The organism is Streptomyces phaeoluteigriseus (assembly GCF_001896135.2).
Lineage (GTDB): Bacteria > Actinomycetota > Actinomycetes > Streptomycetales > Streptomycetaceae > Streptomyces > Streptomyces phaeoluteigriseus.
Window position 1 is genome coordinate 1124921 of record NZ_MPOH02000015.1, and the last position, 22303, is coordinate 1147223.

Here is a 22303-nt window from a genome sequence, read left to right on the forward strand (position 1 = left end):
TCCTTCCACTGGCGGACAGAGACCGTCCCCCCGGCACAAGTGGCGGGGGAAACGCGGCAGACAGTAGCCCCGTGACGGGGCGCCCACCAAAGACCTCTGCGGCCACGCAACGTGACACCCCGCCTCTGACGCAGGTCATGGGCGGGGTGTGGGGTCAGTTCACGTCGCGGTGATTCGCCCGTTCGGGCGTCATGGTGTCGCGATCGCGCGGATGCTCAGATCCGGACGCCGAACTGGTACGGCATGTTGTTGATCGACTCGTAGCGCACGACCGTGCCGGAGCGCGGGGCGTGCAGCACCTGGCCGTTGCCCGCGTAGAACCCGACGTGGTGCAGGTCACCGTAGAAGATCACCAGGTCGCCGACCTTGAGGTCGGACTGGGAGTAGATCCTCGTGCCGGCGTTGGCCTGGTCCTGCGAGATGCGCGGGATGCCGACGCCGGCCTGGGCGAACGCCCAGGAGGTCAGGCCGGAGCAGTCGAAGGAGTTCGGACCCGTGGCGCCGTAGACGTAGGGCGAGCCGATCTTGCTCTGGGCGGCCTGGAAGGCGGCCATCGCACGGCCCGAGGCGGGGGCCGTGTTGCCGAGGTCGACGCGCTCACCGGCGTCGCGGCTGGCGCGGGCGTCGGCGGCGGCCAGGTCGGCCTTCTCCTCGGCCGTCAGCGTGTTGAGGAGCTTCTGCGCCTCGGCCAGCTTGGCCTGGACTTCCTTCTTCTTGTTGCCCAGTTCCGTGCGGGTGGAGGCGAGGTCCTTGAGCTTGCCGGAGGCCTCCGCGCGGTCCTGGGCCAGCTCGCGCTGCTTCTCCTGGATCTTCCTCAGCGACTCGACCTGCTGGGCGCTCAACTGGTCCGCGGCGGACGCCTTGTCCAGGTAGTCGTCCGGGTTCGACGACAGGAACAGCTGGAGGGAGGAGTCGATGCTGCCGGAGCGGTACTGGGCCGCGGCCGCCAGGCCTATCGACTCACGCAGCTCGTTCAGCTCGTCCTGGCCGCGGGCGACGTCGTCCTGGATCGTGGAGACCTCCTTCTGGAGCTTCTCCTGCTTCTCCTTGGCCCCGTTGTACTTCTCGGTGGCCTGCTCCGCTTCTTCGTAGAGCTTGTCGACCTTGGACTTGACCTCGTCCTTGCTGGGCTTCTCGCTCGGAGCGGCGTTGGCGGCCTGCGAGCTCAGGGCGACAGCGGCAGCGGCCGCGGTGGTCAGCACGGTCACGCGTGTGCGACTCGGCTGCTTGGGTCGACGGTGGGACGCCACGGAGAGCGAGCTCCTTCTTGTGAGTGATCACTCGTGCGGAGGTTCGAAGGCAGACCCTAGTGACGTTCTTGTGATCACTTCAAATCCTGGCACAGAAAAAGTCGGTGACGGACCGCATTCTTTACACACAACCCACATGCAGTGACGCAGGATTGACGCTACGTTGCGTGACGATCGCGTCAATTCGGGCATTGGCCCTTTACGTTGACCTTCAGGTCAGTCGCTTCAGGAGCACCGCAGAAGCGACAGGACGCGCCCCCGCCCTGGCCACGCCGTCGGCCACCTCGCGGTCGGTCGAGGCGACGATGACCGGCCGGCCGGGCGGCTCGGCCCGCACCAGCTGGCGGATCAGCTCGTCGGCGGTGATCCCCGGCTTGGAGAACAGCACCCGCACCCCGCGCGGCGGCGCCAGCAGCACCGGCGCGACCAGCTCGGCCCCGTCGAAGACACAGGTGACCTCGGCGCCGGTCTGCGCGGCGAGCGCCGAGAGCTGACCGAGCAGCCGCAGCCGCTGCTTCTCCAACGGCATCTGCGGATAACCGGTCTTGGTGACGTTGTAGCCGTCGACGACGAGATGCGCCTGCGGCAGGGCGAGCAACTGGTCCAAAATCGCGGGGTCGTTCTCCGAGAGCGCGCGGGCGGCGATGTCCTTCGGGGTCATCCGGCCGGGCTCCACCGCGTCGACCGTCTCCGCCGGACGGACCGACACCGGCGGCAACGCCAGTTCCCTGCGCAGCCCTTGGGCCGACTCCAGCAGGGTGTCCAGCAGCAGCCGTACCCGCATGTCCTCGACGCTGCGATTCTCGCGGGCCGCCCGGCGGGTGGCCTCCAGCGCGGCCTCCGCCTCGCCGAGCCGGGTCTTCAGCCGCCGCGACTCGCTGTCGGCCGCGGACACCTGGGCCTGCCCCTCGCTCCGCACGGCGTCCATCTCACCCTGGAGCTTGCGCAGCGCGGCCTCACCGCGCTTGACGTCACTGAGGGCCGACCGCAGCTTGCGATGGAGCGACTCGGCCTCCCGCTTCGCCGCGTCCAGTTCGGTGCGCAGCCGCTCGGTCTCGGTCCGGGTCAGCTCGCGGGCCTCGGCGAGCTGCTCGCGCAGCCGCTCCAGCTCCGCCCGGCTCTCCTCGTCGGCCCGCTCGGCGTCGGCCCGCTGGGCCTCCTCGCCGGCCGCGGTGACCAGCTTCACCCAGCCGGTGGGGCGCAGCACATAGGCCGCGGCCGCCACATCGAGCGGGTCCGCGGCCGGGGGAGGCGAGCCGGAGTCGAGAACACCGGCCAGTTCGGGCTGTGCCTCTCTGAACTTCTCCCCGATGCGCTGTCGGAACAGCGGATCGGTCTCCAGCGCGGCCGCCATCGCGTTGCCCGCGAACTTGGCCCGGCGGTTGGGGGCGAACCGGGCGTACTGCCGGAGCTGGGGTGGCAGTTCGGCGACGGTCAGGCCGCCGAAGCCGTCCGAGACGATCTGCACGACCCGGCGGCGCACGCCGTCGGGCAGCGGACGGTCGAGCACCTCGGCGGCGCCGTCGCCCGGCCCCCCGCCCGTGGTCTCCGCCATCCGTCACACCCCAATTCCTCGCGGGGCCCTCCCCCACTCTCGACTTCGCTCGAGCGGGGAACCCCCATCCTCAGGAGCCGGCACCCGGCCTGTCCACCAGTTCCACCTGATCCACGGCGTTGCACCAACGGCACCGCACCGACTCGATGGTCTCACTGACCACCTCGCGCTCCTCCACCTTCGCCTCACCGGCGAGATCGAGGTGGACGTACTCGACGACCTTCGACGAGCGCGTCACGTCGAACCGCGTGAGGTTGCCGCAGAGAGTGCAGCGCCACCGCGTCGTGGCGGTCGGCAGGGGAACCGTCATCGTGACCGTCCGCTTCCTTCTAGTGTCGGTCTTCCGGAACCGGGGCGCGCACAGGGCTCCCCGGAGCATGTGGCTCGTAACCCTACGGCCTGGCGGGTACTCGCCGCCCGTCCGTCCACGGCGGCGAGGCGGTCCGGACCAGTACGTCCCGTTACGCCATGCTCTGTGTCCATGATCAGCTACTGGAGACGGCCCCTCGGCCGAACCGTCCGCCACCCCGTGGCACCGGTGACGTACCTCCTGATGGCCCTGTGCTGCCTGGTCTTCGTGATCGGCCCGGCCTCGGGCCTCGATCCGGCGTACGGCACCGGCGAGGAGCAGATGCTCGCGCAGCGCGCCTACTTCCGCCGGTGGGGCGTGATCCCCGCAGACCTGTTCGAAGGTGGGCCCAGGGCCGCCCTCACCCCCCTCACCGCCCTGTTCATCCACGGCAGCTGGGTGCATCTGCTGGGCAACATGCTCTTCCTCCACGTCTTCGGGGCGATGACCGAGCACCGGATGGGCCGCGTCGGGTTCACGCTCTTCTACCTCGGCTGCGGCTGCCTGGCACTGCTGGGCTACGCCGCCGTCAACGCCGACTCCGAGCAGTCCCTGGTCGGCGCCTCCGGAGCGATCTCGGCGGTCCTCGGCGCGTTCCTGTACCTGTTCCCCCGGGCCCGCGTCACGAGTCTGCTGCCGTTCCTCTTCTTCCTCCCACTGCGCTTCCCCGCCTGGGTCGTGCTGCCCTTCTGGGCGGCTCTGCAATGGCTGGCGGCGGGGCGGGCCGGACAGGGGCCGGGCGTGGCGTACCTCGCGCACCTGGTGGGCTTCGGGCTGGGCTTCGTCTACGCGTGGGCCGGGTTCACCCGGCCCACTAGAGTGAGGAGCAGCCCAGCTCCGGCCCCCGAGGGAGAGAACCAGCCGTGATCACCGCGATCGTCCTCATCAAGACCAGCGTGGACCGGATCCCCGAGATCGCGGAGTCGATCGCTTCGCTGGAATCCGTGAGCGAGGTGTTCTCCGTGACCGGCACCTACGACCTGATCGCCATGGTGCGGGTGCGGCAGCACGAGGACCTCGCCGAGATGATCCCGGGGCGGATCAGCAAGATCCCGGGCGTGGAGGCCACGGACACACACGTGGCGTTCCGTACGTACTCGCAGCACGACCTGGAGGCGGCGTTCGCGATCGGCCTGGACTCCTGACCGCCTGAACACCGCCTCCGGCGGACACGATCCCCCTACACCGCCGGGACGCAGCGGCCGTCCTCGGTCCTGTACGTCCACTTCGCCCCCTCGGTCACCAGTTCCCGTACGGCCGCCAGGAAGCGGTCGACGTGTTCGTCGGGGGGTGCCCGCGCCGAAGCTGACACGGATCGCGTTGAGGGACTTCTCGCCGGGGGCCGCGTCGGGGGCGCCGCACTCGCCCTGGCTGCGGGGGTCGCTGCCCAGGAGGGTGCGGACCAGGGGGTGGGCGCAGAAGAGGCCGTCGCGGACGCCGATGCCGTACTCGGCGGAGAGCGCGGCGGCGAAGTGGGAGCTGTTCCAGCCGTCCACGACGAAGGAGATCACGCCGACCCGCGGGGCGTCGTCGCCGAAGAGGGACAGGACCCGCACCTCGGGGACCCGCGCGAGGCCCGTGCGGACCTTCTCGACGAGGTACTGCTCGCGGGCCACCAGCGTGTCGAAGCCCGCCTCGGTGAGCGCCTTGCAGGCGGAGGCGATGGAGTAGGCGCCGATGACGTTCGGGGAGCCCGCCTCGTGCCGGGCGGCGCTCTCGTGCCACTCCACGTCCACTCCCCCGTCCTGGCGCCGGGTGACCTTGCGGCTGGCGCCGCCGCCCGCGAGGTACGGCTCGGCCGCCCGCAGCCAGTCGGCGCGGCCGGCCAGGACGCCGGAACCGAAGGGGGCGTACAGCTTGTGGCCGGAGAAGGCGACCCAGTCGACGTCGAGGTCACGGACGGACACCGGGTGGTGCGGGGCGAGCTGGGCGGCGTCCAGGACGATCCGGGCACCGTGGGCGTGCGCCGCGGCGGCCAGTTCACGTACGGGCCACAGCTCGCCGGTGACGTTGGAGGCGCCGGTGACGCAGACCAGGGCCGGGCCGTGCGGGTCGCGGCCGGCGAGGGCGCTCTCCAGGGCGGCGACGGCCTGCCCCGGGGTGCGCGGGGCGTCGAGGCAGGTGACCCGGGCGTCCTTCCAGGGCAGCAGCGAGGCGTGGTGCTCGGTCTCGAAGACGAAGACCTGGCAGCCGGCGGGGAGGGCGGCGGCGAGGAGGTTCAGGGAGTCGGTGGTGGAGCGGGTGAAGACCAGCTGGTCGTCGGGCCGGCAGTCGAGGAACTCGGCAACCGTCCGGCGGGCGTTCTCGAAGAGGTCCGTGGAGAGCTGGGAGAGGTAGCCGGCGCCGCGGTGGACGCTGCCGTAGTAGGGGGCGTAGGCCGCCACGTCGTCCCAGACGCGCTGGAGGGCGGGGGCGCTGGCGGCGTAGTCGAGGGCCGCGTAACCGACCTCGCCGCCGGTGACGAGCGGGACGGTGACATCGCGCCCCAGAACGGGCAGCGGGGCACAAACGGTCTGGGCGACGGCAGCGGTGGAGACGGACATGGCTGAACTCCCGTGAGAGACAAGGGCCGTGGGCTCGGGGGAACCCCGGAGAGCACGGCACCACGCGATCGGCAACGGGCGCGATCGCGGGAAGAACGACAGAGGGACGCTGAAGCGGGGCTCTGCGGCCCTATCGCATTCGCTTGCTCATGGAAGGCTCCTCGACGACCAGGACCCCTGGCCGCGCTCACTCGGAGAGAGTGCGAGGGGTCCGCGCTTGCCGTAGACCTTGCTGTCTGCGGCCTGGTCCTCACCCGGGGCACCCCGCCACGGACGGAGGGTTGCCGGACAGTCGGCCGGGGCCTCATGACTGTCGCTCATGACCTGGTACAGCATCCTGCCATACGATCATCGACGCGCAAGGCGCGGTCCATTTTTTGAGACAGAGGGAGTCCGGACCGCGCCCCGCGTCACACCGTGCCGGCGGTCAGGCGTGGGTGGCCGCCGCCCAGCGCTCCAGCGTCCGCTTCGCCGCCCCCGAGTCCAGGGACTCCGCGGCCCTGGCCATGCCCGCCCGCAACTGCTCGGCGAGCGGCGCCCCGGTCGGCTCCAGGGCGACCAGGGCGGCCGCCGAGTTCAGCAGTACGGCGTCGCGGACCGGGCCCGTCCCACCGTCCAGCAGCCTGCGCGCCACCTCGGCGTTGTAGGCGGCGTCGGCGCCCCGCAGGGCCTCGACGGGGACCAGTTCGAGGCCGACGTCCCGCGGGTCGAAGGACTCCTCGGTCACCTTGCCGTCGCGGACGACCCAGACCCGGGAGGTGGAGGTCGTCGTCAGCTCGTCGAGGCCGTCGTCGCCGCGGAACACCAGCGAGGAGTTGCCGCGTTCGGCGAAGACGCCCGCGACGATCGGCGCCATGCGCGGGTCCGCCACACCGACGGCCTGGGCGCGTACGCGGGCCGGGTTGGTCAGCGGGCCGAGCACGTTGAAGACCGTGCGGATGCCCAACTGGCCGCGGGCGGCGCCCGCGTGACGCAGCGCCGGATGGAACTTGATCGCGAAGCAGAAGGTGATCCCGGCCTCCTCGGCGACCTCGGCCACCCGCTGCGGGGTCAGGTCGAGGCGGACGCCCAGCTTCTCCAGGACGTCCGAGGCGCCGGACGCGGAGGACGCGGCCCGGTTGCCGTGCTTGACGACCTTCACGCCGGTGCCGGCGACGACGATCGAGGCCATCGTGGAGATGTTGACGGTCTTCGCGCCGTCGCCGCCCGTGCCGACGATGTCGACCGTCGCACCGGGCACCTCGATCACGTTCGCGTGCTCGTACATCGCGCGGACGAGGCCGTTGATCTCCTCGACGGTCTCGCCCTTGGCGCGCAGCGCCACCACGAACCCGGCGATCTGGGCGTCGGTCGCCTCGCCCCGCATGATCCGGTCCATCGCCCACGCCGTGGCGTCGGCGCTCTGGTCACGGCCGTACAGCAGGGCGTTCAACACCTCGGGCCAGGAACGGTCCGCCGCGGTGTCGCCTCCAGCGGGGGTCACAGCGCTCATAAGCCGCTCCTGGGTCAGTGTGGTCCCGCTGCACGGGACGCGCGTCTCGACAGGTCCACCCTATCCAGCCGCGGACAGGGCGAAGGGCCCCGTCCGTACCCCGGACGGGGCCCTTCTGCGTTGCGTGGCGACGCAGCGATCAGTGGTGGCCGTGGCCGCTCGTGATCTCCTTGTACTCCTCGACGGTCGGCTTGGGGATCTGACTCTCCTCGCCGTAGTACGCCTTGCTCAGCTTGACGCGGACCTTCTCGCCGCGCTTCACCTTGCGCTCGACGCCGTTCTCGTCGACCGTCGGGCCGATCTCGGCCGGCGCGTACTGCTCGTGCGAGGTGAGCGTGTAGAGCGCCTCCTGGCTGAGCGGCTCGTGCACCTCGATGAACTCACCGTGCGGCAGGCGCTTGATGGTGCCGGTCTCGCGACCGTGCAGCACCTTCTCCTTGTCGCGGCGCTGGAGGCCGAGGCAGATCCGCTTGGTGACCACGAAGGCGATGACCGGTCCGGCGAAGAAGCCGATCCGGACGAACCAGGTGACCGCGTTGATCGACAGGTGGAAGTGGGTGGCGAAGATGTCGTTGCCACCACCGATCAGCATGATCATGTAGCCGGTGACCCAGGCGACACCGAAGGCCGTACGGGTCGGGGCGTTGCGCGGACGGTCCAGGATGTGGTGCTCGCGCTTGTCCCCGGTGACCCAGGACTCGATGAACGGGTACACGGCGATCATGCCGAGGAACACACCGAACAGCACCAGCGGGACGAACACGCCCATGACCAGCGTGTGGCCCCAGATGTTGATCTCCCAGCCGGGCATGGCCCGGATGAGACCCTCGGCGAAGCCCATGTACCAGTCGGGCTGGGCGCCGGTGGACACCTGGTCCGGACGGTAGGGACCCAGCACCCAGATCGGGTTGATGGACGCGATGCCCGAGATGGCCGCGATGGCACCGAAGACCAGGAAGAAGAAGCCTCCGGCCTTGGCCATGTAGACCGGCAGCAGCGGCATGCCGACGACGTTCTTGTTGGTGCGTCCGGGACCCGCGAACTGGGTGTGCTTGTGGTAGAAGACCAGGATCAGGTGGCCGACCACGAGCCCGAGCATGATGCCCGGCAGCAGCAGGATGTGGATCGAGTAGAACCGCGCGACGAAGTCGCCACCCGGGAACTCCCCGCCGAACAGGAACATCGAGATGTACGTGCCCACGATCGGCACGGACAGGATCGCGCCCTGCGTGAAGCGGACACCGGTGCCGGAGAGCAGGTCGTCAGGGAGCGAGTAGCCGGTGAAACCGGTGAACATGCCCAGGACGAACAGCAGGAAGCCGAACAGCCAGTTGATCTCGCGCGGCTTGCGGAAGGCGCCCGTGAAGAAGACGCGCATCATGTGCACGAACATGCCGGCCAGGAAGATGACCGCGGCCCAGTGGTGGATCTGCCGGATGAGCAGACCACCACGCACATCGAAGGAGATGTGCATGGTCGAGTTGAAGGCCTCGGACATCAGCTGACCCTGGAGCGGGACGTAGCTGCCGTGGTACTCCACCTCGTTCATCGACGGGTGGAAGAACAGCGTCAGATACACACCCGTGAGGATGATGATGATGAAGCTGTAGAGGCAGATCTCACCGAGCATGAAGGACCAGTGGTCCGGGAAGATCTTGCGCATGTTGGCCTTGGCCAGGGAGTAGATCCCCAGGCGGCCGTCGGCCCAGTCGGCGACCCGCTCGCCCGCGGGTGCCTTGCGGCGGTCGTCCTTGTTGCTCATCCGCGCTCCCAGAAGGCAGGACCGACGGGCTCTTCGAAGTCGCCGAGCGCCTCGAGGTAGCCCTCGTCGTTCACGCCGATGCGCAGCTGCGGCAGGGCGTGACCGGCGGGGCCGAAGATGACTCGGGCACCGTCGGACAGGTCGAAGGTGGACTGGTGGCAGGGGCACAGCACGTGGTGCGTCTGCTGCTCGTACAGGGAGATCGGGCAACCGACGTGGGTGCAGATCTTCGAGTACGCCACGATGCCCTCGTGCGACCACTCGAGCTCGCGCTTGTCCTTGATGTTGTCCGGCTGGATGCGGACGATCATCAGGGCGGCCTTGGCGATCTCGGTCTGGAATTCGTGGTCGTGCTCCTCCAGGCCCTCGGGCTTGGCGAAGGTGAGGGAACCGACGGCGACGTCCGAGGGACGCAGCGGCTCGTTGGTGTTCATGTTCACGAGCAGCTTGCCCTTGGCCCACAGCGTGTGCCGCAGCTTGTCCTCGGGCAGCGGACCGAGGTCGCGCAGCAGGACCACACCGGAGAGCGGGAACAGGGCCAGCGCGCCGAACATGGTGTTGCGGATCAGCTTGCGGCGGCCCAGCGCGGACTCCCTGGCGCCGTCCCGGAAGTCGGCCATGACCTTGGCCTTGACCTCGGGCTCCGCCGAGATCGGGTGACGCTCGTCGGCGATCTCCACGTCGGACATCAGGGTGCGGGCCCAGTGGACCGCGCCCGCGCCGATGCAGAACAGGGCCGCGCCCAGGGTCATACCGAGCGCGAAGTTCAGCGCGCTGATGTGGCCGAGCGGGAAGATGAAGACCGACTTGTCGTGCGGGATCGCCACGTACGAGGCGATGAAGCCGACGGTGGCCAGCATCGACAGCGTGAACAGGAAGGCGACCGCGCGCTCGGACCGCTTGGCGGCCCGCTCGTCGATGTCCTGGATCCGGTGCTCGTGCGGCGGGAGCCCGGGGTCGGCGAACGGGTTCTTCTCGTCCGCGACGCCTACGGCTCCGTGGGCGTGATCCCGCTCAGCGGGCAGGTTCTCTTCTGGGATGTCTTGGCTACTCATGACTTCCTGGCCTTTGCGGTCCGGGCGGCGACCCACACGGCCACGGCGATCAGCCCGCCGAGACCGAAGATCCAGCCGAAGAGGCCCTCGCTGACCGGCCCGAGGCCGCCCAGCTCAAGGCCGCCGGGGCTCTCGGAGTCGGAGCTGTTGACCGCGTCCAGGTACGCGATGATGTCCTTCTTGTTCTGCTCCGACAGTGTGGTGTCGGGGAAGGAGGGCATGTTCTGCGGGCCGGTCTGCATGGCCTCGTAGATGTGCTTCGGGTCCACGCCCTCGAGCGAGGGCGCGTACTTGCCCCGGGTCAGGGCGCCGCCCTTGCCGGTGAAGTTGTGGCACTGGGCGCAGTTCGTGCGGAACAGGTCACCGCCCTTGGCGATGTCCGCGCCCTCGGGGCCGTACTGGGCCTCGGTGGGGACGGACGGGCCGGCGCCGAGCGAGGCGATGTACGCGGCCAGCTGGTCGATCTGTGCCTGCGAGTAGATCGTCGGCTTTTCCGGTACCTGGACGGTCTGGGAGGTCGCGGCCGGCATACGGCCGGTGGAGACCTGGAAGTCGACGGCCGCGGCGCCCACGCCGACCAGGCTGGGACCGTCGGAGCTGCCCTGACCGCCGGTGCCGTGGCAGCTGGCGCAACCGACGGCGTAGAGCTTCTTGCCCTCGTCGATGGCGAGGGACTGGGCGGTTTCGTCTGCCTGCGCCTTGCTCGCGGGTGCGAACGCGGCGTACAGCCCCCCGGTGCATGCCAGCGCGAGGAGTAGGACGACGAGCGCCGCCATCGGATGGCGTCGTCGTGCGGAGAGCTTTTTCACGGATTACCCCGGTGTCAGGATCTTCTGCGTCGATGCTTGCGGGATGGGTGCGGGATCGGGCCCGGCTACTTGATCAGGTAGATCGTGGCGAAGAGGCCGATCCAGACGACATCGACGAAGTGCCAGTAGTAGGACACGACGATGGCCGCCGTCGCCTGCTCGTGTGTGAACCTCTTCGCCGCGTAGGTGCGGCCGAGGACGAACAGGAAGGCGATGAGGCCGCCCGTCACGTGCAGACCGTGGAACCCGGTGGTCAGGTAGAACGCCGAGCCGTACGGGTCCGAGGAGAGCGAGAGCCCGTCCTTCTTGACCAGCTCGGTGTACTCGTACACCTGTCCGCCGATGAAGATCGCACCCATCACGAAGGTGACGATGAACCACATCCTGAGCTTCTTCACGTCACCGCGCTCGGCGGCGAAGACGCCTAGCTGGCAGGTGAGGGAGGAGAGCACCAGGATCGTGGTGTTGGTCGCGGAGAACGGGAGGTTCAGCGCGTGGGCCTTCTCGGACCAGAAGTCCGGACCCGTCACCGATCGCAGGGTGAAGTACATCGCGAAGAGGGCCGCGAAGAACATCAGCTCGGAACTCAGCCAGATGATGGTTCCGACGCTGGTGAGGTTCGGCCGGTTGACCGACGGGTGCGCGTGCCCGGTATCTACTGTCGTTGCTGTCGCCACGACCGACATTATGTCGGTCGCTTATCCCGCCCTCACTCCGGGGGGTGCCGTTCGGAGTGTTCATACGTCGTGTACTGCCCGTATGGCCCATCGCAGGCATGTTCCAACAGGTGTTGACGAGGGTTGTGGGGGAGTAGCATCCGCCCCATCGGTACCCGGAAGTTCCACTCCAATGACGCGGAGGAACCATGCAGGCGACCGCCACGGTGCTGGTCTACAGCGACGACGCCAACACCAGGGAGCAGGTGCGGCTGGCCACCGGCCGGCGGCCGGCCCAGGACGCGCCCCTGGTCGAGTTCGTGGAGTGCGCGACGCCCGCCGCCGTGCTGACGGAGCTGGACAAGGGCGGGATCGACGTGTGCGTGCTGGACGGCGAGGCCGCGCCCATGGGCGGCATGGGGCTGTGCCGGCAGATCAAGGACGAGGTGTTCCGCTGCCCGCCGGTGCTGCTGCTCATCGGACGGCCGCAGGACGCCTGGCTGGCCACGTGGAGCCGGGCGGAGGCGGCGGTCACCCTTCCGGTGGACCCCGTGGAGTTCGCGGCGGCCCTGGCGGCGATTCTGCGCCGCGGGAACCTGGTCGGCGCCTGAGGGTCGGGGGCGGGGCTGTTCCGGCGGCTGCGGGCCGTCTGCGGCTTCTCGCGCCGCTCCGGCGCGGCCCTTCAGGGTGGCGCGCTACGCGGCGGCCGGCTGAAGCCGTGACGTGTCCTCCCGGGTCTTCTGCTCGCCGCCGGTCAGGGCGCTGCCCTCGCGCCACTTCTTCCAGTCCAGGTTCCAGTCGCCGAAGCCGTTGCCGAAGGTCTCCATCGTGTCGCCCTGGCTGTTGACGACCTGGACGATGTCACCCTCGCGGACGTTGTCGAAGAACCACTCGGCGTTCGAGGTGCTCATGCCGACGCAGCCGTGGCTGACGTTGGCGGAGCCCTGGGAACCGACGGACCAGGGGGCGGCGTGCACGTACTCGCCGCTCCAGGTGACGCGGGTGGCGTAGTAGACGGGCAGGTCGTACGACTCCGAGGAACCCTCGGCGATGCCGACGGTGGTGCCGCGCATCCGTACGAAGTACTCCTTGCCGAGGACCACCTTGACGCCGTTGCGGGTCTCGAAGCCGGGCTTTCCCGTGGTGACGGGGATCTTTTTCACCTCTTCACCGTTGCGGTACAGCGTGAGGGAGTGCGAGGAGGCGTCGGTGACGGCGATGACGCGGTCCCCGATGGTGAGTCGGACGTCCTTCGCCTTGCCGCCCCAGAGCCGGCCGCCGACCTTGATGCCGTCCAGGTTGCTGTGGACGTGGACCGTGGCGTGGGCGGGCCAGTAGTCCTTCGGTCGGTAGTGCAGCGTCCTGTCGTCCACCCAGTGCCAGCCGCCCTGCACGGCGGGCTTGGCGTCCACCTTCAGGGCGCGTTCGACGACGGCGCGCTGGGCGGGGTCCTTGATCGGCTGGCTGAGTTCGGCGGTGACGGGCCGGCCGACGCCGTAGGTGCCCGCGCCGGGGCCGAAGGTGACGGTCAGTCGTTTCTTGGCGGTGGGCCTGCCGGTGTCGAAGGTGAGGACCCGGCGGCCGGAGGCGCCGTCCTCGTTCTCGGTGCTCACCCGGACCGTGTAGCGGGCGTCGGCGGCCAGCGGCTCGGTGCTGTGCCAGCGTCTGCCGTCGGCGGAGAGTTCGCCCGCCACATAGCGGCCTGTGGCGTCCAGGGCGGTGACGTCGGTGATCCGTTCGTCGGAGTCCTCCGCCCTGACCTCCAGGGGCTTGTCCGGGTCGGCCTTCTCTGCGTCGCCGCCGGAGACGTTGAAGGAGATCCGGTCCGTCGCGTCGTACGGACGTGAGGAGAGCGGGTTGCCGTCCGAGCCGCAGGCGGTTGCGCCCGCGACCAGGGCGGTCACCAGCAGCGTGCAGCTGACGACGGTGCCGGGGCGGGGTTCGTGGCTCATGACCTCACGCTAGGCAGCCGCGTCAACCGCGGCGCGCTGGGTGACACGGACGGGCGACACCGATTACGGCAAATGCAGGAGCCCGGACGCTCCTGACGGAGTGTCCGGGCTCTGCCGCGCGCGATGCGTGCTACTGGGTGCGGCTCTCACCGCGGTAGTACTCGAAGACCCAGCCCCACAGGCCGATGAGGATCAGCGGGGCGGAGAAGTAGAGCAGCCACCAGCCGACCGCGACCCCCAGGAAGGCGAGGGCGCCGCCGACGGCCAGGGAGAGCGGCTGCCAGCTGTGCGGGCTGAAGAAGCCCAGCTCGCCGGCGTCGTCCGCGACGTCCGCCTCCTTGTTGTCCTGCGCACCGGTGTCGACCCGCTTGGCGGTGAAGCCCAGGTAGAAGCCGATCATGATGCACAGGCCGAAGGCCAGGAAGAGGGCCGTCGTACCGGCCGGCTCCTTCGACCACACGCCGTAGACGACCGCCATGGCGAGGACGAAGACGCTCAGCCAGACGAACATCGTGCCCTGGATCTTCACTTGCCGGCCTCCTTGCTGCCCGCGATGGCGCCGGCGCCGTGACCGGCGTGCTCCAGCTGCTCGAGCGCTGCGATCTCCGGGTGGTGCAGGTCGAACGCCGGGGATTCACTGCGGATCCGCGGCAGGGTGAGGAAGTTGTGCCGCGGCGGCGGGCAGGAGGTCGCCCACTCCAGGGAGCGGCCGTAGCCCCACGGGTCGTCGACGGCGACCGGCTTGCCGTACTTGGCGGTCTTCCACACGTTGTAGAAGAACGGCAGGACGGACAGGCCGAGAACGAACGAGCTGATCGTCGAGATCGTGTTCAGGGCGGTGAAGCCGTCGGCGGCCAGGTAGTCCGCGTAGCGGCGCGGCATGCCCTCGGCGCCCAGCCAGTGCTGGACGAGGAACGTGCCGTGGAAGCCGATGAACAGCGTCCAGAAGGTGATCTTGCCGAGGCGCTCGTCGAGCATCTTGCCGGTCATCTTCGGCCACCAGAAGTGGAACCCGGCGAACATCGCGAAGACGACGGTGCCGAAGACGACGTAGTGGAAGTGCGCCACCACGAAGTACGAGTCCGACACGTGGAAGTCCATCGGCGGCGAGGCCAGGATGACGCCGGTCAGACCACCGAAGGTGAAGGTGATCAGGAAGCCGGTCGCCCAGAGCATCGGGGTCTCGAAACTCAGTGACCCCTTCCACATCGTTCCGATCCAGTTGAAGAACTTCACGCCCGTCGGCACGGCGATGAGGAACGTCATGAAGGAGAAGAACGGCAGCAGCACACCGCCGGTGACGTACATGTGGTGCGCCCACACCGTCACGGACAGGCCGGCGATCGAGATCGTCGCGGCGATCAGGCCCATGTAGCCGAACATCGGCTTGCGGGAGAAGACCGGGATGATCTCGCTGATGATGCCGAAGAACGGCAGGGCGATGATGTACACCTCTGGATGGCCGAAGAACCAGAAGAGGTGCTGCCACAGCAACGCGCCGCCGTTGGAGGCGTCGAAGATGTGGGCGCCGAACTTGCGGTCCGCCTCCAGGGCGAACAGCGCGGCCGCGAGGACCGGGAAGGCCAGCAGGACCAGGACCGCGGTCAGCAGCACGTTCCACACGAAGATCGGCATGCGGAACATCGTCATGCCCGGTGCGCGCATGCAGATGATCGTGGTGATGAAGTTGACCGAGCCGAGGATGGTGCCGAAGCCGGAGAAGGCCAGACCCATGATCCACATGTCGGCGCCGATACCCGGGCTGCGGACCGCGTCCGACAGCGGCGAGTAGGCGAACCAGCCGAAGTCGGCCGCGCCGTCCGGGGTCAGGAACCCGCCGACGGCGATGAGCGAGCCGAACAGGTACAGCCAGTAGGCGAACATGTTCAGCCGCGGGAACGCGACGTCCGGCGCGCCGATCTGGAGCGGCATGATCCAGTTCGCGAAGCCGGCGAACAGCGGCGTCGCGAACATCAGCAGCATGATCGTGCCGTGCATCGTGAACGCCTGGTTGAACTGCTCGTTCGACATGATCTGCAGGCCCGGACGGGCCAGCTCGGCGCGCATGAAGAGCGCCATCACGCCACCGATGCAGAAGAACGCGAACGACGTCACGAGGTACAGCGTGCCGATCGTCTTGTGGTCCGTCGTGGTGAGCCACTTGACGACGACTTCGCCGCGGCGCTGGCGCCGGACCGGCAGCTCGTCCTCATAGTGGGACCCTGCTGCGGCGGCACCCTGGGGTTCGTTGAGGATGCTCACAGGATGTTCGACTCCCGGTTCTTCTCGGGGCTCGTCTGCTCGATGCCGGCCGGAACGTAACCGGTCTGCCCCTTCTTGGCGAGGTCCTTCAGGTGCTGCTCGTAACGCTCGGGGGAGACCACCTTCACGTTGAACAGCATCCGGGAGTGGTCGACGCCACACAGCTCGGCGCACTTGCCCAGGAAGGTGCCCTGCTTGTTGGGGGTCACCTGGAAGGCATTGGTGTGGCCCGGGATGACGTCCTGCTTCATGAGGAACGGCACCACCCAGAAGGAGTGGATGACGTCCCGCGAGGTGAGGATGAAGCGGACCGTCTTGCCCTCGGGGAGCCAGAGGGTCGGGCCGGGGTTGTCGGTCTGCGGGTTCCGCTCACCGGGGGTGCCGCAGGTGTAGACACCGCCCGAGTCGGCCGGGAAGTCCTTCTTGTACCGGTCCGGAATCGCGGCCAGGTTCTCGTCGGACTTCGCGTCACCGGTGGAACCGTCGACGCTCTGGATGTAGTTGAAGCACCAGCTCCACTGGAAGCCGACCACGTTGACCGTGACGTCGGGCTTCTTCTCGAGGCTGAGCAGCTTCGATTCGTCGCGGGCCGTGAAGTAGAAGAGGACCGAGACGATGATGATCGGTACTACCGTGTACAAGGCCTCGATGGGCATGTTGTACCGGGTCTGCGGAGGTACCTCGACCTTGGTGCGGCTGCGCCGGTGGAAGAAAGCACTCCACAGGATCAGGCCCCACACCAGCACGCCGGTGGCCAGCGCGGCAGCCCATGAGCCCTGCCACAGGGAGAGGATCCGCGGAGCCTCTTCGGTGGTGGGGGTGGGCATACCAAGGCGGGGGAAGTCCTCGTATGTGCAACCGGTTGCGGTCGCAAGGACCAGGCCCGCGGTCAGTGCCTGCAGCAGCTTCCGCCGCATCGGGCGCCGCGGCGAGCGGTCGGAGCCGTTGGGACTCACGTAGCGCCTTCCCGAGAGTCTCGCCCGCGCGGTCGGCTGCGGCCTTCTCGCTGGTAGGTCGCCGCCCTGCGTCGGGCAGGGGTTTGGATGTTTATGCGGACCAAACCCTACTGGACGCGTTTTGGGGTCGCGCGGGGAGGGGTCGGCAACGCGCCGGGGGTCATGCCCAGGGGTGGGAGGAGGCACCTAATCGCTCGGGGTTGCGGCTTGTTGGGCGCGTGCGGGCGGGTTTGTGGCTGGTCGCGCAGTTCCCCGGGCCGCCGTCCGGCTCCCCCGCGTTCTACCGTTGCCACGTGTCCTACTTCGATGCCGCCTCCGCCGCCCCGCTCCACCCCATGGCCCGTCAGGCCCTGTTGGCCTCGCTCGACGAGGGCTGGGCCGATCCGGCGCGGCTCTACCGGGAGGGCCGTCGGGCCCGGATGCTGCTCGACGCGTCCCGGGAGGCCGCGGCGGAGGCGGTGGGGTGCCGGCCCGACGAGCTGGTGTTCACTCCGTCCGGAACCCGGGCCGTGCACAGCGGTGTCGCGGGCGCGTTGGCGGGTCGGCGGCGCGCCGGACGCCACCTGATCGTGTCAGCGGTCGAACACTCCTCCGTGCTCCATTCGGCCGAGGTGTTCGAGGCGGAGGGCGGGACGGTGACACAGGTGCCGGTGCTGCGGTCCGGCGCCGTGACCGTGGAGTCGTACGCCGGGGCCCTGCGGCCCGACACGGCGCTCGCCTGTCTCCAGTCGGCCAACCACGAGGTGGGCACCGAGCAGCCGGTGGCGGAGGTGGCCGAGGCCTGCCGGGAGGCGGGGGTTCCGCTGTTCGTCGACGCGGCGCAGTCGCTCGGGTGGGGGCCGGTGGAGGGGAACTGGTCGCTGCTCGCGGCCAGTGCGCACAAGTGTCGGGGGTGGGGCTGCTCGTGGTGCGCAAGGGCGTCCGGTTCGCTCCCCGGGGGCCCTCGGACGAACGGGAGTCGGGGCGGGCGGCCGGGTTCGAGAACATCCCGGCGATCGTGGCCGCCGTGGCGTCGCTGCGGGCGGTGCGGGCGGAGGCGGCGGCCGAGGCGGAGCGGCTGCGGGAGCTGACCGGGCGGATCCGGGCCGGGGTGGCGCGCTCCGTGCCGGACGTGGAGGTGGTGGGTGACGCCGAGCGGCGGCTGCCCGGCATCGTCACCTTCTCCTGTCTCTATGTCGACGGGGAGACTCTGCTGCACGAGCTGGACCGGGAGGGCTTCTCCGTCTCGTCCGGTTCGTCCTGCACGAGCAGCACGCTCACGCCGAGCCATGTGCTCAGGGCGATGGGAGTGCTGAGCGAGGGGAACGTGCGGGTGTCGCTGCCGCCGGGGACGGCCGAGGAGGACGTGGAGCGGTTCCTCGCCGCGCTGCCGGGCGCGGTGGCGGGTGTGCGCGAGAAGCTCGGGGCGCCCACGCCCACGGTGGTCACCGGCGCGGACGAGCTGGTCGTCGACTCCCTCGGCAAGCTGTGCCCGATCCCGGTCATCGAGCTGGCGAAGGTCATCGGGCAGGTGCCCGTCGGCGGCACGGTGCGGGTCCTCTCCGACGACGAGGCGGCACGGCTCGACATCCCCGCCTGGTGCCAGATGCGGGGGCAGGAGTACGTCGGTGAGGAGCCGGCGGACCGTGGCTCGGCGCATCTGGTCCGCCGGCTGCTCTGAGTCAGCCCAGGTGCTTCTTGACCTCGGCGGCGGCCTCGTCGCCGTACGCCTTCGCGAAGCGGTCCATGAAGTGGGCGCGGCGGAGCCGGTACTCCTGGGTGCCGATGGTCTCGATGACCAGCGTGGCGAGCATGCAGCCGATCTGGGCGGCGCGCTCCAGGGAGACGCCCCAGGCCAGGCCGGAGAGGAAACCGGCCCGGAAGGCGTCGCCGACGCCGGTGGGCTCGACCTTGCGCTCCTCCTGCGGGCAGCCGACCTCGATCGGGTCCTCGCCGGCCCGCTCGACGCGCACGCCCCGCGCGCCGAGGGTGGTGACGCGGTGACCGACCTTGCCGAGGATCTCCTCGTCGCTCCAGCCGGTCTTGGACTCGATGAGGCCCTTCTCGTACTCGTTGGAGAAGAGGTACGTCGCCCCGTCCAGCAGGATGCGGATCTCCTCGCCGCCCATGCGGGCGATCTGCTGGGAGAAGTCGGCGGCGAAGGGGATGTTCCGGGAGCGGCACTCCTCCGTGTGGCGGAGCATCGCCTCGGGGTCGTCGGCGCCGATCAGGACCAGGTCGAGGCCGCCGACGCGGTCGGCGACGGTCTTCAGCTCGATGAGGCGGGCCTCGCTCATCGCGCCCGTGTAGAACGAGCCGATCTGGTTGTGGTCGGCGTCCGTGGTGCACACGAAACGGGCCGTGTGCAGGGTCTCGGAGATGCGGACCGAGGCGGTGTCGACGCCGTGCCGGTCCAGCCAGGCCCGGTACTCGTCGAAGTCGGAGCCGGCGGCGCCGACCAGGACGGGCTTCGTGCCGAGCTGCCCCATGCCGAAGGCGATGTTCGCGCCCACCCCGCCGCGCCGTACGTCCAGCTTGTCGACCAGGAAGGAGAGCGAGACCGTGTGGAGCTGGTCCGCGACGAGCTGGTCGGCGAAGCGGCCGGGGAACGTCATGAGGTGGTCGGTTGCGATGGAGCCGGTGACTGCGATGCGCACGGCGTGGACTCTCCTGTGGGAGGTGGATTGACAGTTCACGCTACCGGGTTCGCCGCCGCCTCTGAAGCGGAGGAAACTACCCGATAGTAGATCTTTCTTCGCGGGCCCGACGTGCATACGGTGCGGTTATGACGAACCTCAAGGTCCACGCGCCCGCTCCGGCCGACCTCGAAGGCGACCTGGCGTCGCTGCGGGGCGACTGCGCGCGGATGGCTCCGCACTGGACCGCGCCCGAGAAGAGCGCGGCCCTTCCCGTGCCTCTGTCCCTGATCCACGGCGTGACCGTTCCGGCGGCCTCGGCCCGGCTGCTGGAGGCGATGCCGGAGTACGGCAACTAGCCCGAACGCCGCGCGGGCCGGCCTCCGCGGGCTCGCGCGCGCTTTCGCGCGTGCTGTCGCGGGCTTTCGCGCGTGCCCTGTTTCGGCCGGGGCGCCCGTAGGGGAACCGTGCGCTCCCCCGCTGCGTCCCATCGCTGTCCCCCGTAAAGGGGATGTCAGGTACGACAGCAGCGCAGCCGAAGGAGCGATGCGGTGAACACCGAGCGACCCGACAACGACGACGCCGCACGCGGGCCGAAGGACGGACGGACACCGGAGGACCGGGGTACGCCCGAGGACCGGGGTACGCCCGAGGACCGGGGTGCCCCGGAGGCCGCGCGTGCGGAGGAGACGCCGGCGGAGGCCGCCACGGTCGAGGAGACCGGCGGCGCCGAGGGGCGTGCGCCCCGGGCGGGCGGGCCTGGCGAGGCGGCGCGGCCTGCCCCCGGTTCCGGGCGGGAGCCCGGCCCGGAGGAGCCCGCCGACACCCCCGGCCCGGCTGGTGTGTCCGAGGCCGAGGAGCCCGCGGCCGGCCCGGCGGTCGGAGCGCCGGAGCCCGAGGCGTCCCGCGCGCCTGACGCGCGGGGATCCGAGGCGGGAACGCCGGACCCCGCCGAGGCGGCCTCCCCCGCCCTGCCGGCCGGGGCCTCGGAGCCCGGTGCCGAGGAGCCCGCCGGGACCGAGCGGGAAGTCGACGCCGGTGTCCTGCGACGCTCCGGGGGCGAGGGCGGTTCCCCCGGCGAGGACGCTCCCGAAGGCGGCCGGCGGCGGTCCTCCGTGCTGGTCGCCTCCGTCGCCGCGGCTGTGCTGGTCGTCGGTGGGGGTGGGGCCTATCTCGCCGCCGGCGCGGGCGGTGGCACCGAGGGCAGTGCCGGGGCGCCCCCCTCAGGGGGCGGCACTCCCCCGGCGCTCGTGCTGGACGACCACGCCCCGGAGTCCGACGGGGGCAACGGCATCGCGCCCGGCGAGCCGAACCCGTACGGGGTGACCTACCGGGCCGACGGCACTCTCCCCGACGGCCCCGGCTCGGCTCCCGTGTACTGGGCGAAGGGTGAGGTCACACGGTCCGAGGTGACCCGGCTGGCCGGCGCGCTGGGGGTGGAGGGAACCCCGGTGACCGAGGGCCGGTCCTGGAAGGTCGGTTCCGGGAAGGACGGGTCCGGACCGGTGCTCCGGGTGGAGAAGGGCGCGCCTGGCGTGTGGACGTTCAGCCGGTACGTCCCCGGCACGGACGACTGCAAGAGCGGCTCCGCCGTCTGCGCGTCGCAGGACACGGCCTCCTCCGTCGACCCGGTGAGCGAGGCGGCCGCGAAGAAGGCGGCGGCACCGGTGCTGAAGGCGCTCGGGCAGGACGACGCCAAGATCGACGCGAGCCAGGTCGTGGGCGCGCAGCGGATCGTGAACGCCGACGCCGAGGTCGGCGGCCTGCCGACCTACGGCTGGACGACCGGCGTCACCGTCAGCGCCCAGGGCGAGATCGTCGGCGGCAGCGGCCGGGTGAAGGCGCCGGCCGAGGGAGAGACGTACCCCGTGCTGGGCGCGCGGGAGACGCTGGACCGGATGAACGCGGCGCCGGGGACCGATCGCCGTACGGGCATCGGCGGGTGCGCCACGCCCGTGCCGGCGACGGAGGGGGCGCAGAGCCCCTGCGAGGCGTCGGCCGGCGTGCCGCAGAAGGAGACGCTCACGGTCGAGGGCGCGGTGTTCGGGCTCGCCCCGCACGCCTCGGGCGGCCGGCAGGTGCTGGTGCCGTCCTGGCTGTTCTCGGTGCGCGCGACCGGGGCCGGGGACGACTACACGGTGACGCATCCGGCGGTCGAGCCGGAGTTCCTGAGCGCGCCCCCGGCGGCCACTCCGTCCCAGCCGCCGGCCTCCGGCACCGAGACCCGTGAGGTGACGGTCGACGGCTACACGGCCGAGGGCCGCGAGCTGGTCGTCGGCTTCACCGGCGGCGTGTGCTCCGACTACACCGCGAAGGCGGTGGAGAGCGGGGACCAGGTGAAGGTCACCGTGACGGAGAAGCCGTGGCCGGACGCGGTCTGCATCAAGATCGCCAAGTTCTTCCACCGGACCGTGCAGCTGGACGAGCCGCTCGGCGACCGGACGGTCGTCGGGTCGGACGGCAAGCAGGTTCCCCTGGAGAAGCCGGGAGCGCGGCTGCCCCGCTAAGCCCGGACACACGGAAGGCGGCGGCCCCTCGGAGGGGGCCGCCGCCTTCCGTGTGCCGTGCGGACGGCTCGGCTGTGCGCAGGATCAGCTGAAGGAGTCACCGCAGGCACAGGAGCCCGTAGCGTTCGGGTTGTCGATCGTGAAGCCCTGCTTCTCGATGGTGTCCACGAAGTCGATGGACGCGCCGCCCAGGTACGGGGCGCTCATGCGGTCGGTGACGACCTTGACGCCGTCGAAGTCCTTGACCACGTCACCGTCGAGGGAACGCTCGTCGAAGAAGAGCTGGTAGCGCAGGCCGGAGCAGCCGCCGGGCTGGACGGCGACACGCAGGGCCAGGTCCTCGCGGCCTTCCTGGTCGAGCAGGGTCTTGACCTTCGCCGCGGCGGCGTCGGACAGGATGATGCCGTCGGTGACGGTGCTGGTCTCGTCCGATACGGACATCTACATCTCTCCCGGGTTGTACGGAGACTGCTTGCCGACGGTTTCAACCGGCGGGGCCGCGGATTCATTCCACGGGCCGGGCAACTTCTCTTCGCCCGT

Annotated in this window: 19 protein-coding genes, 2 pseudogenes and 1 riboswitch; of the genes and pseudogenes, 6 read left to right on the forward strand and 15 right to left on the reverse strand. The window is 70.0% G+C overall.

Annotated features, from left to right (window positions below; all coding sequences use genetic code 11):
• Nucleotides 1-215: 215 nt before the first annotated feature.
• The 3 genes from BM536_RS23040 to BM536_RS23050 all read right to left on the reverse strand — a co-directional run bounded on the left by BM536_RS23040 (nucleotide 216) and on the right by BM536_RS23050 (nucleotide 3115).
• Entirely contained in the window at nucleotides 216-1250 is a 1035-nt protein-coding gene (locus BM536_RS23040) for a C40 family peptidase (protein WP_073491880.1), read from the reverse strand.
• A 211-nt stretch (nucleotides 1251-1461) separates the two neighbouring features.
• On the reverse strand, nucleotides 1462-2805 hold the full coding sequence (locus BM536_RS23045) for an NYN domain-containing protein (protein WP_073491881.1): 1344 nt from the start codon (nucleotides 2803-2805) through the stop codon (nucleotides 1462-1464).
• 70 nt (nucleotides 2806-2875) lie between these two features.
• A complete protein-coding gene (locus BM536_RS23050) occupies nucleotides 2876-3115 on the reverse strand; it encodes a hypothetical protein (protein WP_073491882.1) in 240 nt (79 codons plus the stop codon).
• Between the two features lie 171 nt (nucleotides 3116-3286).
• Here BM536_RS23050 and BM536_RS23055 point away from each other — a divergent pair, with 171 nt between their 5' ends.
• Together BM536_RS23055 and BM536_RS23060 are read left to right on the forward strand one after the other, a co-directional pair.
• Complete coding sequence (locus tag BM536_RS23055) at nucleotides 3287-4021, forward strand: rhomboid family intramembrane serine protease (RefSeq protein ID WP_073491883.1); 735 nt, start codon at nucleotides 3287-3289, stop codon at nucleotides 4019-4021.
• The gene (locus BM536_RS23060; RefSeq protein ID WP_073491884.1) at nucleotides 4018-4299 is read left to right on the forward strand and encodes an Lrp/AsnC family transcriptional regulator; all 282 of its coding nucleotides are present in this window, start codon (nucleotides 4018-4020) and stop codon (nucleotides 4297-4299) included. Before BM536_RS23055 ends, BM536_RS23060 begins: the two co-directional genes overlap by 4 nt.
• Before the next feature lie 35 nt (nucleotides 4300-4334).
• On the opposite strand, the pseudogene BM536_RS23065 reads toward BM536_RS23060, so the two are convergent.
• From BM536_RS23065 to ctaE, 6 genes and pseudogenes are all read right to left on the reverse strand, one after another.
• A pseudogene (locus BM536_RS23065) lies at nucleotides 4335-5697 on the reverse strand (aminotransferase class V-fold PLP-dependent enzyme).
• A 208-nt stretch (nucleotides 5698-5905) separates the two neighbouring features.
• Nucleotides 5906-6022, reverse strand: a riboswitch (SAM riboswitch).
• Nucleotides 6023-6124: 102 nt separating this feature from the next.
• A complete protein-coding gene (gene trpD / locus BM536_RS23070) occupies nucleotides 6125-7189 on the reverse strand; it encodes an anthranilate phosphoribosyltransferase (RefSeq protein WP_073491885.1) in 1065 nt (354 codons plus the stop codon).
• 139 nt (nucleotides 7190-7328) lie between these two features.
• Nucleotides 7329-8951 carry a cytochrome bc1 complex cytochrome b subunit gene (gene qcrB / locus BM536_RS23075; RefSeq protein ID WP_073491886.1) on the reverse strand — a complete coding sequence of 541 codons (1623 nt, stop codon included), beginning with the start codon at nucleotides 8949-8951 and terminating at the stop codon, nucleotides 7329-7331.
• Nucleotides 8948-10006 carry a cytochrome bc1 complex Rieske iron-sulfur subunit gene (gene qcrA / locus BM536_RS23080; protein WP_073491887.1) on the reverse strand — a complete coding sequence of 353 codons (1059 nt, stop codon included), beginning with the start codon at nucleotides 10004-10006 and terminating at the stop codon, nucleotides 8948-8950. Before qcrA ends, qcrB begins: the two co-directional genes overlap by 4 nt.
• Entirely contained in the window at nucleotides 10003-10815 is an 813-nt protein-coding gene (gene qcrC, locus BM536_RS23085; RefSeq protein ID WP_073491888.1) for a cytochrome bc1 complex diheme cytochrome c subunit, read from the reverse strand. The genes qcrA and qcrC overlap by 4 nt, the downstream gene beginning before the upstream one ends.
• A gap of 65 nt (nucleotides 10816-10880) precedes the next feature.
• The gene (gene ctaE / locus BM536_RS23090; protein ID WP_073491889.1) at nucleotides 10881-11501 is read right to left on the reverse strand and encodes an aa3-type cytochrome oxidase subunit III; all 621 of its coding nucleotides are present in this window, start codon (nucleotides 11499-11501) and stop codon (nucleotides 10881-10883) included.
• 179 nt (nucleotides 11502-11680) lie between these two features.
• Between ctaE and BM536_RS23095 the strand changes: the two genes are divergently transcribed.
• Nucleotides 11681-12082 carry a DNA-binding transcriptional response regulator gene (locus BM536_RS23095; protein ID WP_073491890.1) on the forward strand — a complete coding sequence of 134 codons (402 nt, stop codon included), beginning with the start codon at nucleotides 11681-11683 and terminating at the stop codon, nucleotides 12080-12082.
• 84 nt (nucleotides 12083-12166) lie between these two features.
• Here BM536_RS23095 and BM536_RS23100 read toward each other — a convergent pair whose 3' ends face one another.
• From BM536_RS23100 to ctaC, 4 genes are all read right to left on the reverse strand, one after another.
• Complete coding sequence (locus BM536_RS23100) at nucleotides 12167-13423, reverse strand: L,D-transpeptidase (RefSeq protein WP_073491891.1); 1257 nt, start codon at nucleotides 13421-13423, stop codon at nucleotides 12167-12169.
• A 130-nt stretch (nucleotides 13424-13553) separates the two neighbouring features.
• Nucleotides 13554-13952 (reverse strand): cytochrome c oxidase subunit 4, encoded by a 399-nt coding sequence (locus BM536_RS23105; protein ID WP_073491892.1) that lies wholly within the window; start codon nucleotides 13950-13952, stop codon nucleotides 13554-13556.
• On the reverse strand, nucleotides 13949-15685 hold the full coding sequence (gene ctaD, locus BM536_RS23110) for an aa3-type cytochrome oxidase subunit I (RefSeq protein ID WP_073491893.1): 1737 nt from the start codon (nucleotides 15683-15685) through the stop codon (nucleotides 13949-13951). The genes BM536_RS23105 and ctaD overlap by 4 nt, the downstream gene beginning before the upstream one ends.
• A complete protein-coding gene (gene ctaC, locus BM536_RS23115) occupies nucleotides 15682-16641 on the reverse strand; it encodes an aa3-type cytochrome oxidase subunit II (protein WP_073491894.1) in 960 nt (319 codons plus the stop codon). Before ctaC ends, ctaD begins: the two co-directional genes overlap by 4 nt.
• Before the next feature lie 293 nt (nucleotides 16642-16934).
• On the opposite strand from ctaC, the pseudogene BM536_RS23120 reads away from it, so the two are divergent.
• Nucleotides 16935-18301 (forward strand): annotated as a pseudogene (locus BM536_RS23120) (aminotransferase class V-fold PLP-dependent enzyme).
• Between the two features lies 1 nt (nucleotide 18302).
• Here the strand turns inward: BM536_RS23120 and BM536_RS23125 are convergent.
• Nucleotides 18303-19277 carry a carbohydrate kinase family protein gene (locus BM536_RS23125; RefSeq protein ID WP_073497019.1) on the reverse strand — a complete coding sequence of 325 codons (975 nt, stop codon included), beginning with the start codon at nucleotides 19275-19277 and terminating at the stop codon, nucleotides 18303-18305.
• A gap of 128 nt (nucleotides 19278-19405) precedes the next feature.
• Here BM536_RS23125 and BM536_RS23130 point away from each other — a divergent pair, with 128 nt between their 5' ends.
• Together BM536_RS23130 and BM536_RS23135 are read left to right on the forward strand one after the other, a co-directional pair.
• Nucleotides 19406-19615, forward strand: coding sequence for a hypothetical protein (locus BM536_RS23130; RefSeq protein WP_073497021.1), 210 nt, complete (start codon nucleotides 19406-19408; stop codon nucleotides 19613-19615).
• 192 nt (nucleotides 19616-19807) lie between these two features.
• A complete protein-coding gene (locus tag BM536_RS23135) occupies nucleotides 19808-21763 on the forward strand; it encodes a hypothetical protein (RefSeq protein WP_245873707.1) in 1956 nt (651 codons plus the stop codon).
• Nucleotides 21764-21847: 84 nt separating this feature from the next.
• Here the strand turns inward: BM536_RS23135 and erpA are convergent, their stop codons facing one another.
• Entirely contained in the window at nucleotides 21848-22204 is a 357-nt protein-coding gene (erpA, locus tag BM536_RS23140) for an iron-sulfur cluster insertion protein ErpA (RefSeq protein ID WP_073497023.1), read from the reverse strand.
• Nucleotides 22205-22303: the final 99 nt, after the last annotated feature.